The organism is Nocardia carnea (assembly GCF_029869215.1).
Taxonomy (GTDB): domain Bacteria; phylum Actinomycetota; class Actinomycetes; order Mycobacteriales; family Mycobacteriaceae; genus Nocardia; species Nocardia carnea_B.
In genome coordinates, this window is the sequence record NZ_JARWPM010000034.1 from 1 (window position 1) to 15,222 (window position 15,222).

16 protein-coding genes are annotated in these 15,222 nt (G+C 68.9%); 11 read left to right on the forward strand and 5 right to left on the reverse strand.

Annotation, left to right across the window (positions count from 1 at the left end):
* The 4 genes from QH276_RS01005 to QH276_RS01020 form a co-directional block, all read left to right on the forward strand.
* Positions 1-364: hypothetical protein (locus QH276_RS01005; RefSeq protein ID WP_280399528.1), on the forward strand; the 364-nt coding region annotated here is incomplete at its 5' end.
* A 232-nt stretch (positions 365-596) separates the two neighbouring features.
* Positions 597-1,172 carry a Uma2 family endonuclease gene (locus QH276_RS01010; RefSeq protein ID WP_280399527.1) on the forward strand — a complete coding sequence of 192 codons (576 nt, stop codon included), beginning with the start codon at positions 597-599 and terminating at the stop codon, positions 1,170-1,172.
* Between the two features lie 169 nt (positions 1,173-1,341).
* Complete coding sequence (locus tag QH276_RS01015) at positions 1,342-1,878, forward strand: potassium channel family protein (protein WP_280399526.1); 537 nt, start codon at positions 1,342-1,344, stop codon at positions 1,876-1,878.
* 9 nt (positions 1,879-1,887) lie between these two features.
* Positions 1,888-2,754 carry an Fpg/Nei family DNA glycosylase gene (locus QH276_RS01020; RefSeq protein ID WP_280399525.1) on the forward strand — a complete coding sequence of 289 codons (867 nt, stop codon included), beginning with the start codon at positions 1,888-1,890 and terminating at the stop codon, positions 2,752-2,754.
* A 7-nt stretch (positions 2,755-2,761) separates the two neighbouring features.
* Here the strand turns inward: QH276_RS01020 and QH276_RS01025 are convergent, their stop codons facing one another.
* From QH276_RS01025 to cobF, 4 genes are read right to left on the reverse strand one after another with little or no spacing between them, the layout of a single operon-like run.
* Positions 2,762-4,549: a carboxylesterase/lipase family protein gene (locus tag QH276_RS01025; protein WP_280399524.1), complete on the reverse strand. Its 1,788-nt coding sequence runs from the start codon at positions 4,547-4,549 to the stop codon at positions 2,762-2,764.
* Positions 4,546-6,021 carry a dihydrolipoyl dehydrogenase family protein gene (locus QH276_RS01030; RefSeq protein WP_280399523.1) on the reverse strand — a complete coding sequence of 492 codons (1,476 nt, stop codon included), beginning with the start codon at positions 6,019-6,021 and terminating at the stop codon, positions 4,546-4,548. Before QH276_RS01030 ends, QH276_RS01025 begins: the two co-directional genes overlap by 4 nt.
* Before the next feature lie 11 nt (positions 6,022-6,032).
* Positions 6,033-6,278, reverse strand: a complete 246-nt coding sequence (locus QH276_RS01035) for a DUF2630 family protein (protein ID WP_280399522.1) — start codon at positions 6,276-6,278, stop codon at positions 6,033-6,035.
* A gap of 36 nt (positions 6,279-6,314) precedes the next feature.
* The gene (gene cobF / locus QH276_RS01040; protein WP_280399521.1) at positions 6,315-7,055 is read right to left on the reverse strand and encodes a precorrin-6A synthase (deacetylating); all 741 of its coding nucleotides are present in this window, start codon (positions 7,053-7,055) and stop codon (positions 6,315-6,317) included.
* 232 nt (positions 7,056-7,287) lie between these two features.
* Here cobF and QH276_RS01045 point away from each other — a divergent pair, with 232 nt between their 5' ends.
* The 7 genes from QH276_RS01045 (at position 7,288) to QH276_RS01075 (ending at position 13,199) form a co-directional block, all read left to right on the forward strand.
* Complete coding sequence (locus QH276_RS01045; RefSeq protein ID WP_280399529.1) at positions 7,288-8,091, forward strand: thymidylate synthase; 804 nt, start codon at positions 7,288-7,290, stop codon at positions 8,089-8,091.
* Positions 8,088-8,585, forward strand: coding sequence for a dihydrofolate reductase (locus tag QH276_RS01050; protein WP_280399520.1), 498 nt, complete (start codon positions 8,088-8,090; stop codon positions 8,583-8,585). The genes QH276_RS01045 and QH276_RS01050 overlap by 4 nt, the downstream gene beginning before the upstream one ends.
* Before the next feature lie 131 nt (positions 8,586-8,716).
* A complete protein-coding gene (locus QH276_RS01055) occupies positions 8,717-9,043 on the forward strand; it encodes a cupin domain-containing protein (protein ID WP_280399519.1) in 327 nt (108 codons plus the stop codon).
* Positions 9,044-9,093: 50 nt separating this feature from the next.
* The gene (locus QH276_RS01060; RefSeq protein WP_280406560.1) at positions 9,094-10,134 is read left to right on the forward strand and encodes a Dyp-type peroxidase; all 1,041 of its coding nucleotides are present in this window, start codon (positions 9,094-9,096) and stop codon (positions 10,132-10,134) included.
* Positions 10,131-10,928: a family 1 encapsulin nanocompartment shell protein gene (locus QH276_RS01065; RefSeq protein ID WP_280399735.1), complete on the forward strand. Its 798-nt coding sequence runs from the start codon at positions 10,131-10,133 to the stop codon at positions 10,926-10,928. The genes QH276_RS01060 and QH276_RS01065 overlap by 4 nt, the downstream gene beginning before the upstream one ends.
* A 131-nt stretch (positions 10,929-11,059) precedes the next feature.
* Positions 11,060-11,590 carry a hypothetical protein gene (locus QH276_RS01070; protein ID WP_280399736.1) on the forward strand — a complete coding sequence of 177 codons (531 nt, stop codon included), beginning with the start codon at positions 11,060-11,062 and terminating at the stop codon, positions 11,588-11,590.
* 226 nt (positions 11,591-11,816) lie between these two features.
* Positions 11,817-13,199 (forward strand): hypothetical protein, encoded by a 1,383-nt coding sequence (locus QH276_RS01075; protein ID WP_280399737.1) that lies wholly within the window; start codon positions 11,817-11,819, stop codon positions 13,197-13,199.
* 204 nt (positions 13,200-13,403) lie between these two features.
* Here QH276_RS01075 and pgi read toward each other — a convergent pair whose 3' ends face one another.
* Positions 13,404-15,041, reverse strand: a complete 1,638-nt coding sequence (gene pgi / locus QH276_RS01080; protein ID WP_280399738.1) for a glucose-6-phosphate isomerase — start codon at positions 15,039-15,041, stop codon at positions 13,404-13,406.
* Positions 15,042-15,222: the final 181 nt, after the last annotated feature.

Consider the following 15,222-nt stretch of genomic DNA (forward strand, 5'->3'; position numbering starts at 1 on the left):
CAGCGAACTCGGTGATGCGGAGTTGGCTCGCTTGCACGAGCTGATCCCCGCGGAGCTGCTGCATCTGCCGGTGGAGCGGTTGCGGGCGGTGTTCCGGACGGTGGCGCGGTCGGCGGAGTTGATCGCCGGCTACGAACCGGGGGTCTACCGCGGTGTGGTCGATTTCTTCCGTGCGGCCGTACCCACCCCGGGTGCGCAACAGGAAGAACCCCGGGCCGAACACTGGCGGCCGTATGTGTCGGGTGAGGTCGCCGAATACGAGGTGCCGGCCATGCACGAGGAGATGACGACGGCCGAAGCCTTCACCGTTATCGCCCCGCACCTGCTGGCCCGCCTCGGAAACAACCCCGGAGAGCAGGACTGACCCGATAGAACGTCGACATGGTCGGCTCGGTGTGCTCGTGGCGCCGCGCAGGCGGCACCGAGTCGCCTGCCCGGCGCCGAGTGGCCGACAGCAGGCAAGGGGGCCGTCCTGGCGCGGAGATACACGGCCGCTGCCAGGCGTTCATCCCGCGGAGCGGCGCGGAGCCAGAGGCTAGTATTCAAGCAGCACCCGCGGATGTACGCGGCTTGTGAATCGAGCTGGAGGTGGTCCGATGGCTATGCCCGCTCCGGGACTGGATCGGTGGACTGCGGCCGATCTCGACCATATGCCCGAAGACGGATTGCGATACGAGGTGTTGAATGGCCAGCTCGTCGTAAATGCAGCTCCCAAACCCCGCCACCAATGGCTCATCCGGCGAGTGGGTCGGGCCCTGGACGACGCGGTGCCGGCGGATTGCGTCGTGCTCGAGGGCGTCGGTGTACTGATCGGGGACGACGAGCCGATCCCTGACCTGATCGTCGCCCAGGGCCCGATCTCCTGGGACGACCGCGGGATACCCGTGGAACAGGTGCGGTTGGCCGTGGAAGTGGTCTCCGGATCCACCACACTGGCCGATCGGATGACCAAACCGGTGGTCTACGCGGCGGCCGGAATACCGCACTACTGGCGTTTCGAGATCAATTCGTTCAAGGGCCGGCTGCCGGGCGAGGAACTGCCGGTGCTGTTCGCCCACACGCTGGGGTCCGAACAGTCCTACGAGCAGACGCACCGGGTCTGCGCGGGGGATAGCGCGACCCTGCACACCCCGTTCGAGATCACCATCGCCCCCGCGGCACTGCTTCCCTGACGCCGCATCTGCCGTGCGGACGGTGGGAAACGCCCTAGCCGCACGCTGCTGACGAGCTGGCGGCTCCCGGGCCGTGCTGTGGATAGTCGACCGCCGTATCGTGCGGTCGATATGTGCCCGGTCCGGCGTGCCGCCGGGTGGATACGAGATTCCGGCCGATCATGACCGCATGGCATCTCGACGGATCAGCGGTTCGGCTCATCTGTGGCGTAACGCGGGCACCATGGCGTGTGGTCTGCTGTTCTACTACTTCGTTCCGGTGAATCTCGATCTGCCCGGTTACTGGCCCACCCGGGTGGTGACACTGGTGGCGTTCGTGGCCGGGGTGGCCGGGTTGGCGTGGCTCGCCTACCGGCGGATCGGCCAGTTCCTGGCCGCGAGCCGCGATACCGCGCACCGGGTCGACGGTCTGCTGTACCTGGTCTCCTTGGTGGTGTTGTTCTTCGCCCTGTTCTATTACGTCCTCGAGCTGCGCGATCCGGGCCAGTTCACCGATCTGCGCACCCGCACCGACGCGCTCTACTACACCGTCGCGACCCTCGGAACCGTCGGCTTCGGCGATATCCACGCCGCCGGGCAGGCGGCGCGTATCGCCACCACCGTCCAGATGGCATTCGACCTGGTGTTCGTCGGCACCCTGCTCACGGTGACGAGCACCGGCATAACCCGGCGTTTGGACGCCGCGAATGTCACCGGCCGCCGGTAGCCTGAGGCCGTGCCCGAACTACCCGAAGTGGAGGCGTTGGCGCAGTTCCTGCGGGAGCATGCGGTCGGCGCGGTGGTGGGTCGTATCGATGTGGCGGCCTTGAGTGCGATCAAAACCTTCGACCCGCCGGTGACGGCGCTGTCCGGCCGCGATGTCACCGGCGCCGGCCGGTGGGGGAAGTTCCTGGGAATGGACTGCGGCGGGTTGTGGCTGATCACCCACCTGTCCCGGGCGGGATGGTTGCGCTGGACCGACCAACCGAGCGCGAGCCCGCCCAAACCCGGTCGCGGCCCGTTGGCGCTGCGGGTGCATTTCTTCACCCCCGAGGGGGCCACACCCGCCTTCGACCTCACCGAGGCCGGCACCAAGAAACGGCTGGCCGTCTATATCGTGCACGATCCGGCGGAGGTCCCCGGTATCGCCCGCCTCGGGCCGGACGCACTCGCCGTCACCGAACCGGAGTTCGCCACGATCCTGGGGGAGTCCACGGGCCGGATCAAGAACGTACTGGTCGACCAGAGTGTCCTCGCCGGGATCGGCAACGCCTATTCCGACGAGATCCTGCATACGGCCCGGATTTCCCCGTTCGCCACCGCGAAGACCATGCCGGGCGCGAAGGTTTCCGCTCTCTACGATGCCTTGCGCACCGTTCTCACCGATGCGGTCGCCCGGTCGGTGGGGCAGGACGCGGCGCGGCTCAAGGGAGAGAAGCGGTCGGGTATGCGGGTGCACGGCCGCACCGGGATGCCCTGCCCGGTCTGCGGGGATACGGTCCGGGAGGTGGCGTTCACCGATCGGTCGTTCCAGTACTGCGCCACCTGCCAGACCGGCGGGAAGGTTCTCGCCGACCGGCGGATGTCGCGGTTGCTGAAATAGACCGCGATCAGCCGGCGGATTTCCGGTCGGCTTCGCCGGCGGATTCCTCGAGCCCTTCGGCGAGTTTCTCCACCACGGTGGCCGCCGCTTCGGTGGGGGCTGTCTCGGCGTTCTCCGGGGAGATCCTCCCCAGCAGGGTGCCGTCGCCCGCGGCTTCGCCCTCCGGTGCCGCGGCGCCCGCACCGGTCGCGGCCGCTGCTGCCGGTGCGGCGCCGACGGGTACCAGATGGGGCGCGCGCACACCCGCCCACAACGTGCGCTGGGCGCTGTCGGGATCCTGCTCGACCCGTCCGGGATCGTCGATGATCAGCGTGCTGCGTTCCTGCTCGGTGTAGCGCGGCCAGGTGGGTAGCGGCTCGCCGGTGCGGGCGAACTCGAGCCAGTTGTCCTGGATCTGCCGGGTTACCGCGAGTAGGCCACGGCGGCTGCCCCCGGCGGTCAGCGCCCGGCTCCACGGCTCGTAGACGGCGCCGAAGGTGGGCAGCAGATCGGTCGCGTGGGTCGCGCCCAGCTTGTACCACTGCAACAGCCGGGGCGCGAAATCGTAGCGGTAGGCGTAGGTGGGTGCCTGCCGGCTGTGTGCCTCCATCACTTCCAGCGAGGGGCGCCAGAAGAAATAGTCCCCGCCCGCGCGGATGGCCGCCGCCTCACCCGGGAACCCGGCGTAGGTGGAGAACACCCGGGGATAGTAGTCGGGCCCGGCAACCGAAAGCGCGCGTTTGAGGCGTTCCGGGCGGGTGGGCAGGGTATCGGTGAACCGGTTGAACAGCGCACCCTCGTTACGGCAGGTGCCGATGATCAGCGGGACGGGATGCGCGTGGCCGCCGGCGAACGCGTCGATCGGGGTGCGCGGCAGCAGATCACCGTCGGCCACCGGCGCCGCCGGGAAAAAGCCCGGGAACTCGGCCATCGCCGCATTGGACGCCCGGTTGAAGGCGCGGCGAATATCGTGCGGATCGGCTTCGCGCAGCGCGCGATTCGCGTCCTCGGGAGCGATACCCAGTTCGGCAAGCACCCGGCGGGCGAATTCCCGCGCCTCGGCCGTGGTCAGCCCCCAATCGGCGGGCGCGCTCTGCGCGATCCCGCGGTGGAAGAGCCCGGCCGCCGATGGGGTGGCCATGAGACTCAGCACGGCGTGCGCGCCGGCCGATTCACCGAAGATCGTGACATTGCCGGGGTCGCCGCCGAATTCGGCGATATTGGTCTGCACCCAGCGCAGCGCGGCCATCTGGTCGCGCAGACCGAGGTTGGAGTCGTAAGGGCTGTCCGGGGTGGAGTATTCGGAGAAATCGGCGTACCCGAACGCGCCGAGCCGGTAGTTGATCGAAACCACGATCACATCACCGTCGGCCGCCAGCTGTACGCCGGCGTAGAGACGCAGCGCGGAGGTGCCGAAAAGGTAGCCGCCGCCGTGGATGAACACCATCACCGGCCGCGGCCGCACGGCGGGCGTGACCGGCGCCACGACATTGAGTGTCAGCGAATCCTCGCTCATCTCCTGCAGCTTGCGCAGGCCCAGCCGCACCCCGAAGCTGGACTGGATACCGGCCGCCCGGAAGTAGGTCGCATCGCGCACATCGGTCCACGGTTGTACGGGTTGCGGAGCCCGGAACCGCAGGTCACCAACCGGCGGCGCGGCGTAGGGGAGCGACCGCCAGTACCTCACGCGGCGGCCGCGACCCCCGCGGACGACCCCGTCAGCGGTCGTGACCTGTTCGGTTACGCGCCCGTGCCCATCGAGCGAGGGCCCTCCGTGGTTACGCTCCGCTGCCGCCTCCGGGCCTGACTCGCTCATACCGCCGATGGTAACGACGACCGGTCGGTCTCCAACAGCCGTAACCAGAATTCGCTGACAGTGGGGAACGCGGGCACCGCGTGCCAGAGCGCCTCCAGCGGGACGCGCCCGGCGACGGCGATCGTCGCGGCGTGCAACTGTTCCCCGATATCCGGCCCCACGAATGTGGCGCCCAACAGGGTGTCGGTGGTGTTGTCGAGTACCAGCGCGGCACGACCGCGGTAGTTGTTGCGGGTCAGCGCGGAACCGGCGACTTCGATATCCAGTTCCACCGTGCGGATATCGTGCCCCGCACGCCGGGCGGCGTCGGCGGTGAGGCCCACCGCGGCGACCTCGGGGTCGGTGAAAACGACCTGGGGAACAGCGTGATGGTCCGCACCGGCGCGATAGCGCGGCCCGGTCAGCGACCGTCCCTCGGCGCGGGCGGCGATCACATCACCGCACACGCGCGCCTGGTACTTGCCCATATGGGTGAGCGCCGCCCGGTGGTTGATATCGCCGACGGCGTACAGCCATTCGCCGGGCACCCCCGTGACGGTCAGCTGATCGTCCACCTCGACATACCCGGCGTCCAGCCCGACGGTGTCGAGCCCGATATCGTCGGTGTTCGGCGTGCGCCCGGTAGCCACCACGATTTCGTCGGCGAGCACAGTGGTTTCGCCGCCGGGGCCTTCGGCGTGTACCGTGACCGGGCCGCCGTGGATCCGGCCTTCCCCGTGGTCGGCGGCGGCCGGTCGCCGGACCCGCTGCGGGCTGGTGCCGAAGCGGATATCCACCCCGCGTTCGGTCAGTGCGGCGGCCACCCGTTCCCCGGCGAACGGTTCCACCCCGCTGAGCAGCCGATTCCCGCGGACCAGGAGGGTGACCTCGGCGCCCAGTGCCGACAACCAGGTCGTCGCCTCGCAGGCCACCACCCCGCCGCCGATCACCACCACCCGTTTCGGGATCTCGTGCAGGTTCGTCGCATCGCGGGAGGTCCAGGGCAGTGCCTCGCGCAATCCGGGGATATCCGGCACCGCGGCCCGGCTGCCGGTGGCCAAGACCACGGCCCGGCGGGCCCGGATCTCGTGTTCGCCGATCCGCACGGTCCGCTCACCGGTGAGCCGGCCGGCGCCGCGGATCACCGCGATACCCTCCTGCTTCGCCCAGTCGAGCTGGCTCGAATCGTCGTGGTCACCGTCGTGGGCGTGAACGAATTCGTCGCGGCGGCGCAGTACCGCCGCCACATCGGGCCCGCGCCCCTCGACCCCGGGCAAGCCCCGGGCGGCGCTCAGCACATGTCCCGGCCGCAGCAGCGCCTTGCTGGGGATACAGGCCCAGTACGAGCATTCGCCACCGAGGCGTTCGCGTTCCACGATCGCCGCGGTGCGGTCGCTGCCGGCCACCGCGTAGGACGCGGCATTCTCGCCGGCCGGGCCGCCGCCAAGCACGATGACATCGTATTCTTTTGCCGCGGAATGGATTCCGGTCATCGCCCGGCCGCCTACTGCAGGTAGCCCTCGACCTGTCCCGGTGGGCTGGGTTGTGCCTCGTCGGGGTTTTCGCCGCGTTCGATCCGTGCCCGGCGCTGTCGCAGCAGATCCCAGCACTGGTCCAGCATGACCTCCAGTTCGGCCAGCCGGCGCCGTTCCACATCGGGGTCGAGTTCCCCGCGGGAGGCCCGCGACCGCAGGTCGTGCTCGTGGTCGACCAGTTCCTTGATCCGCCCGAGGATGTCCTGTTCGGTCATGCCGCCCATGCTACGTGCCGTGCTCCGATTACCTGGTCATTCAGCGCGCCGCAGGAGATAGACGTCCATGATCCAGCCGTGGCGTGCGCGCAGGTCGCCGCGTACCCGCACGATCCGGTCGGCGACCTCGCCCACCCGGCCGCTGACCAAGGTTTCGGCCGGCATACCGAGGTAGGCACCCCACCAGATGTAGGTATCGGCGGGGGTGGTGGTGAACGCGCAGTCGGCGTCGAGCAGGACCACGGTGGAACCGGCCGTCAGCCCTTCCTCGCGCAGCCGCCGGCCGGTGGTGATGTGCACCGGTTCGCCGATCCGGTGCAGCACGATCCGGTGCCGCGCCGCCAGGGCGTGCACGCTGGTCACCCCGGGGATCACGGTGTAGTCGAAGGTGAGCGCGCCGCGGTCGAGTACGCGTTCGACCATGCGCAGGGTGCTGTCGTACAGGGCCGGATCGCCCCACACCAGGATCGCGCCGACCTCCTCGGTCGCGGCGAACGCCTCCTCCAGCAGCAGCGAACGGCGTTCGTGCCAGTCGAGCACGGTCTCCCGGTAGTTGTCGGGAGTCCGGTCGCGCGGCGGATCGGGTATCTCCACGATGCGGTACGGGCGCTCGGCGTGCTCGTCGAGAATCGCGGTACGCACATCCACCAGCTGCCGTTTCTCCGTTCCCTTACCCATGACGAAGAACACGTCGACCTGCCGGAGCGCCTTGACGGCCTGCATCGTCACCTGATCGGGGTCACCGGCGCCGATACCGATCACAAACAGCTTCCGCATGGAGTCAGCTTGGCAGGTCGCGATAGTCGTCTGCCGGGCGCGGTGCGCCGCCCCTTTTCTGCCGCAGCCCGGGGTGTGAGCCGGCGCCCTTCATCGGCGCTGCGGAAGTCCCCGGGTTGCAGAGGCCGGCCGGTGCGGAAAGTAAGCTCGGGCCGTGGCGAGCGCAGCGAACAACCCCGAGGTGAGCGCAGCGAGCAGGGCAGGCGCGGAGGACGACCGGACGCCGGACCCACTGCGGACTCCGGACACACAGTACGAAGACCTGTTACGGCGGGTGCTGGATACGGGTACCGCCAAGGCGGACCGCACCGGCACCGGGACCCGCAGCGTGTTCGGGCATCAGCTGCGGTACGACCTCGCGGCCGGGTTCCCGCTGATCACCACCAAAAAAGTGCACCTCAAGTCGATCGTGTACGAACTGCTGTGGTTCCTGCGCGGCGACTCCAACGTGCAATGGCTGCAGGATCACGGGGTCACCATCTGGGACGAATGGGCCGACGCAGAGGGCGAGCTGGGGCCCGTCTACGGCGTGCAATGGCGGTCCTGGCCGGCACCCGACGGCCGCCATATCGACCAGATCGCGCAGATCCTGCACACCCTGCGTACCGACCCCGATTCCCGCCGCATGCTGGTCTCCGCGTGGAACGTGGCCGAACTGGACCGGATGGCACTGGCCCCCTGCCACGCCCTGTTCCAGTTCTATGTCGCCGGTGGCCGGCTCTCCTGCCAGCTGTACCAGCGCAGCGCCGATCTGTTCCTCGGTGTGCCGTTCAATATCGCCAGCTATGCCCTGCTCACCGTGATGGTGGCCCAGCAGAGCGGACTCGAGCCGGGTGAGTTCATCTGGACCGGCGGCGACTGCCATATCTACGACAATCACCGCGAGCAGGTCGCCGAACAGCTGACCCGCACGCCGTATCCCTTCCCGCGGCTCGAGCTGGACCCGGCCGCCTCGCTGTTCGATTACCGATACGAGGACGTGCGGATCCTGGACTACCGGCACCATCCGGCGATCAAGGCGCCGGTGGCGGTATGACCGCGCCGGCGCGGGTGATCGGCATGATCTGGGCGCAGACACCCGACGGGGTGATCGGCGCGGACAACACCATCCCGTGGCGGGTGCCCGAGGATATGGCGCTCTTCCGGGAGACGACCACCGGTCACACCGTGGTGATGGGCCGGCGGACCTGGGATTCGCTGTCGGACAAATTCCGCCCGTTGCCGGGACGGCGCAATATTGTCGTGACCCGGCAGCCGGATTGGTCGGCCGCGGGGGCCGAAGCGGCCGGTTCGGTCGCGGCCGCACTCGAGCTGGCCGCGCCCGCCACCACCTGGGTGATGGGCGGCGGGGAGATCTATCGCGAAGCGCTGCCGTACGCCACCGAACTGCTGATCACCGAGGTGGACACCGATATCTCCGGTGACGTCTACGCCCCCGAACTCGGCTCCGAATGGCGTTCCACCGACCTGCAGGAGTGGCGCGAATCCACGAGCGGGCTGCGCTACCGGATCCGTCGTTTCACCCGCTGACCGGCCGCCGCGCGGCAATAGGGGCACAGGTACCGGAAACGCCGGAATGCCGCGGCTGTGTCGGGCATACTCGGCGATACGACCCGTGATCATCAGCCCGGTCGCGGGTACGCGGAGGCGAAAGGCGGTTCATGGACAAGAAATCGCTGACGGCGGTGGCCCGGCAGCAGCTCAAGATGGCCGCGACCGCGACCAGTGGCCGTAGTTCCCAGACCATCTACGGGGGTCATGCCAATTCCCTCCGGCAGACCGTGGTCGGACTGTGCGCGGGGCAGAGCCTGTCCGAACACGACAACCAGGGCGAGGCCACGCTGCTCGTCCTCTCCGGCAGCCTCACCCTGCACAGCGGTGCCAACGAGTGGAAGGGTTCGACCGGCGATCTGCTGGTCGTCCCCAAAGCCCGGCACAGCGTGCAGGCGATCGACGATGTGGCGTTCCTGCTGACGGTGGCCAAGTAGCCGCCCGGTTCTCCCGGCGGCGGTGCCGCTCGCCGGTAATGTGCTCGGCTATGGGGCAGCCGCAGCCGATTCTCGAACCGCTCACCCCGGCCGCGCATTTCCTCGTCGCCACCATCGAACCGGGCGGCGAGGCGGCGGCACGGGAACTGCTGGCGGAACTACCGGGCCTGCGCCGGGCGATCGGATTCCGGCTGCCCGGCGCAGGGCTCGGCTGTATCACCGGGATCGGCTCCGCCGCCTGGGACCGGCTGTTCGACGGTCCCCGCCCGGCCGAGTTACACGAGTTCCCGGGATACGACGGCCCCCTGCACCACGCCCCGGCGACCCCGGGCGATCTGCTGTTCCATATCCGCGCGCAAGCCCACGATGCCTGTTTCGAACTGGCCATGGCCATCGGCGATCGGCTGGCCGGGGTGGGCCGGATCGTCGACGAAACGGTCGGGTTCCGCTATTTCGAACAGCGCGATCTGCTCGGTTTCGTCGACGGTACCGAGAACCCGGAAGGCGCGTTGCCGGATTCACCGGCCGGGGTGGCCGCGCTGATCGGGGCCGGTGATCCGGAGTTCCGCGGTGGCAGTTATGTGATCGTGCAGAAGTACCTGCACGACCTCACCGCGTGGCGGGCGCTGCCGGTGCAGGAGCAGGAGCGGGTGATCGGCCGGACCAAGCTCGAGGATTTCGAACTCGACGACGCCGACAAACCCGCCGATTCGCATATCGCGGTGAACCAGGTGATCGAACCCGACGGCACCGAACGGGAGATCCTGCGCGCGAATATGCCGTTCGGCAGTATCCGCGACGGCGAATTCGGCACCTATTTCGTCGGCTATTCGGCGACGCCGCGGACCACCGAGATCATGCTCGAGCGGATGTTCCTGGGTACCGAAGAGGCACCGTACGATCGGATCCTCGATTTCTCCACGGCCGTCACCGGCACCCTGTTCTTCGTTCCGCCCCAGGATTTCTTCGACGATCTGCCCGCGCCGCCGGATGCCGAGGCGGCGGCCGAACCGGCCGGTCGGACGACGGCACCGCCGGTCTCGGACGGTTCGCTCGGTATCGGCACGTTGAAAAGGAGCAGCACCGGATGAACAACCTGCATCGCGAGCTCGCGCCGATCACGGACGCGGCCTGGTCGGTGATCGAAGAGGAGTCCGCGCGGACCTTCAAACGGCATAACGCCGGCCGCCGCGTGGTCGACCTCTCCGGCCCGCACGGCACCGACTATTCGGCGCGCGGCCTCGGTCACACCACGCCCATCGCGGCCCCGCACGACGGCGTCGTCGCCCGGCAGCGGGTGGTCGCGCCGCTGGTGGAGCTGCGGGTGCCGTTCACCCTGTCGCGCGAGGAACTCGACAATGTGGAGCGCGGCGCCCAGGACACCGACCTGGACCCGGTCAAGGACGCCGCCCGCCGCATCGCCTTCGCCGAGGACCGGGCCGTTTTCGAGGGCTACGCCGCCGCCGGGATCACCGGTATCCGGGAGGCCTCCTCGAACCGTGCCATCGCCCTGCCCGACGATGTGTTCGGAGTGCCCGAGGTGATCGCCCTGGCGGTGAGCCAGCTGCGACTGGCCGGTGTGGACGGGCCGTACACGGTGCTGCTCAGCGCCGACCTGTACACCAAGGTCAGCGAGACCGCCAACCACGGCTATCCGCTGCGCACCCACCTGGAGCGCCTGGTGCCCGAAGGGGAGATCATCTGGGCACCGGCCATCGACGGAGCGTTCGTGCTCACCACCCGCGGCGGGGATTTCGACCTCACCATCGGGCAGGACCTGTCCATCGGCTATCTCGGCCACGACGCCGAAACCGTCCAGCTGTATTTCCAGCAGAGCATGACCTTCCACGTGTACTCCGCCGAAGCGGCCGTAGCGCTGCACTGACGGGTCTGCGACGGCACCGTCGCCGGGCTGGCGCGGAGGATTCCGGCCGGTGGTCGACCATGCCGTACCGGCCGGGAACGTCCGGTACGGTGTGGCCGACAACACCAAGTTCCCGGGTTAGTGGAGTCGGAATGCGAATGGTGCACGCGGGCGTGGTGCCCGCCGAGCGGGTGCTGGGCTACGGCCTGGTGGGACTGGCGGTCGTGGCGACGGCCACCGTCCCGACGGTGCTGCTGTTCGGGCTCGGCCGGATATTCACCGGGCTCGCGATCGGGGCGATCCTCGCCGTCGCGGTGCTGATCGCCTTGTTCAAGCGCGATGTCGTCGTCCTCACCGAGGACGCCATCCACCGCCGCACGCCGTGGTCGGCGACCAGTATCGATTGGGACCGGGTGATCGCCGGGCGCTTCGGTCTCGACGAACGTGCCCGGTGGTCGCTCGCCCTCGACCTCACCGGCGGCGAGGACCCGCACGACGAATTGGTTCTGCTCTCCATCCCGCCGGTGTCGGGCCCGATCTCGGGCGCCTACGACCTGCGGAAACGAGAGCAGATCGACGAGATCCGAAGTATGTTGCGGCATAAGAAGGTTCCGGTGACGGTGCTGCCCGATATCGCGGGCGCGCTGGAAAAACACTGGCAGATCGCGCCACCCACCCGCTGAACCGGTCGATGGCGCGGCCGCGGCGAAATGTGGCCGGCTCATCCGGAACTCGCCGGCGCCGGTTCTCGCGCCGTCCGGCTACCCGCCCAGGTGGACCTGCTCGATAACTCGACGCGCGGAGGTCGATACGGAGGCGGACCGGCCGGGGTACGGGTGACACGGCTAGCCTGGGCAGATGCGCCGGCTGAGCGTGATAGATGGCATCTTTCTGCGGACTCATCAAGGGATGGGAACCCCCATCGCGCTCCAGGGGTTGTGGCGTACCGCGGACACGGTGGAAACCGAGCGACTGCGGCGGCTGCACGACGCGTTGCGTACCGGCCCGCTCGGCCGCCGGGTGGTCCGGTCCCGGGTGCCCGGTGCGCGAGACCGCTGGCAGCTCAGTAGCCGCGCCCATCCGCTGGATGTGAGTGCCGCCGCGCTTCCTCCGGAAGAGGTCCTTGCTTGGGCCGACGGCCGCGGCACCGAGTTGGACCCCGAGCGCGGGCCGGGCTGGCGACTGTCCGCGGCGCCGCTCACCGACGGCGGCACGATCGTCGTGCTGACCTGTTCCCATGTCCTCGCCGATGCGCGGGGGCTCATCTTCGCTGTCGAAGCGGCCCTGTCAGCAGCCGGGAACCGCACAGAGGAGGGCGGCGTGGAACCCGGCGATGCCCCGGCGGTCGCGCCGGATCCCGGCGGTGATCCGGATTCCGACTGGGCCGACGCCGCACAAACATGTGCCACGGTCCTGTCCGGCACGGCGCGCGCACTATGGACCCGGTTCGTCGGCGAACCACCCTCAGCGGCGGCCGAGCCCCTGGGTGGTGATCTGCCGGCTGGACGGCCCGGCGACCTCCCGGCGGGGGACGCGGGCGATATTCTCGGCCCGCGCACCGCGCACCTCGAGGCCGATCGCCACTATCCGGTCCGCTTCGACAACAACGGCCGGGCACGGGGCCATCCGGTCACCCCGGGCAGCGAATTCCCGGTGCCGGGGATCGTACTGCGATGTCCCGCCGCCGAGTGGGAGCGGGTGGGCGCCGCGGCGGGCGGCACGGCCAACAGCCTGTTCATCTGGTTCGTGGCGAACACGTTGTGGGCAGCGGGTTTTCCCGAGCCCAGGATTATTGCGAGCCTGCCGGTGGATACGCGTGACGAGCCGCGGATCGACAACGACCTCGCCATGACCGAGATCGCTCTCGCGCCCGGCGACGATCCGGCGGATATCCGCGCGAAGAGCCGGGCCGCCTACGAGCACCGGATGTCGAGCCCCGGTGGGCTGCCGGAGGAATTCCTGCACTTGGTCCCGGATCGGGTGGCGTACCGGTTGTCCCGGGGCGCCGGTGAACGCGACATCCTGTGCTCGAATATCGGGGCGATCCCCGCCTCACTGCATTCACTCGGACCCCATGCCTGCACCGGTGTCGCCGCCCGGGCCATCCACCCGGGACTCACCTACGTCCGCCGGCCGCGCACCCGGATGTCGGGCTATCTCTGCCGATTCCGCGACGACTACCTGCTCACGCTGGTGAGCCTCGCACCCGAATACGCGGCCGACCCCACCGCGCTCGAGCGTCCGGCCGAGCGGATCGCCGAACGGATCGGCCTGCCGGTCATGGTGTGGTGATCGGGCCCGGACGCGATTGCCGCACTCTCGCAGGGAACGCGGCGACACGGCCACGGCCGGTGCCGTGCGGCAGGAGATCGCGGTCGTTGCGGAAATCGTCGCGTGCCGCGGAAGCCAGGGCGGCCGCGGCCATGCACCCGGATGCTCGCGGCCGGCGTCCGGGGACCTCGCGGAAGAACTGTGGCGGGTACCGCCGGCGGGTGGTCAGCGGTTGGCGCGGTACCAGCGGATCAGACCGTCCGTGGACGAGTCACCCTGCGGTGCGGGGTCTTCCGCCTCGGTGAGCAGTGGTGCCAGTTCCAGCGCCTGTTGTTTGCCGAGTTCGACACCCCACTGATCGAAACTGTCGATACCCCAGATCACGCCGGCCACGAACACCTGATGTTCGTACAGCGCGATCAACTGCCCGAGCACCGCGGGGGTGAGTTGCGGTGCGAGGATCGTCGTACTCGGCCGATTTCCGGGCATCACCTTGTGCGGCACCAGTTCCGCCGGCGTCCCTTCCGCGGCGATCTCCGCCGCGGTCTTCCCGAAGGCCAGCACCTTGGTCTGCGCGAACAGGTTGCTCATCAGGATGTCGTGCATACTGCCGGTGCCGTCGCGGGTGGGCAGATCATCGGTCGGGCGGGCGAAGCCGATGAAATCGGCCGGAATCAGCCGCGTCCCCTGGTGCAGCAGTTGGTAGAACGCATGCTGGCCGTTCGTGCCCGGCTCGCCCCAGAAGATCTCCCCGGTGGACGTGGTGACCGGGGTGCCGTCGGCCCGGACCGACTTCCCGTTCGATTCCATGGTGAGCTGCTGCAGATACGCCGGGAAACGAGCCAGATCGTTCGAATACGGCAGTACCGCCCGGGATTGGGCACCGAAGAAATTCGAATACCACACCCCGAGCAGCGCCAGCAGAACCGGCGCGTTGGCATCGAGCGGGGCGGTCGCGAAATGGCGGTCCATGCTGTGCATACCGGCCAGGAACTCGGCGAACCGGTCGGGCCCGATCGTCACCATCACCGAGAGCCCGATGGCCGAATCCACGGAATACCGGCCGCCCACCCAGTCCCAGAAGCCGAACATATTGGCCGTATCGATCCCGAATTCGGCGACCCGTTCGGCATTCGTCGATACGGCCACGAAATGTTTCGCCACCGCGTCCGCGCCCAGGGCGCCCACCAGCCAGCGCCGGGCGGCGGTCGCGTTGGTGAGGGTCTCGAGGGTGGAGAAGGTCTTGGAGGCGACGATGAAGAGGGTGGTCGCCGGGTCCAGGCCGTTCAGCTCGGCCACCAGATCGGCCGGATCGACATTGGATACGAACCGCGCGTCGATCCCGGCGTCCACGTAATGCCGCAGCGCCTGGTGCACCATCACCGGGCCCAGATCCGACCCGCCGATACCGATATTGACCACGGTATGGATCCGTTCGCCGGTGGCCCCGCGCCACCGCCCCGAACGCACCGCCTCGGCGAAATCGCGCATCCGGCCGAGCACCTCGTGTACCGCGGCTCCGGCATCCGCGCCGTCGATGATCACCGATGTTCCGGCCGGCACCCGCAGCGCGGTATGCCCGACCGCACGATCCTCGGAGGTGTTGATGTGCTCGCCCCGCAGCATCCGGTCCCGCTGGGTCGCGACCCCGGCCTCCTCGGCCAATTCGACCAGCAGCCGCAGCGTTTCCCGGGTGACCCGGTGCTTGCTGTAATCGATCAGCAGTTCGCCCGCGGTCAATCGCAGATCGTGTCCGCGCGCCGGATCCTCGGCGAACAGGTCCCGAAGCTGTAGGGCGGCCACAGCGTCGTGGTGATCGTGCAATTTCCGCCAAGCCGCCGATGCGGTGATGTCCACGCTCACATCTGCCGAGCCTAGTGCTTTCCGCCGCACTCGGCCGGGAACACCCGCGCACTCGGTGATGGATCACTTTTCGGTTCGGGCCCCGAACCCCGGGCGGGCCGGGGGGCGGCCGCCAGAGTATAAAGGCAGCGCGCAGCAAGAGATGGGGGGTGAGAGGCGCAAACGGCAGAGTTTGACGACG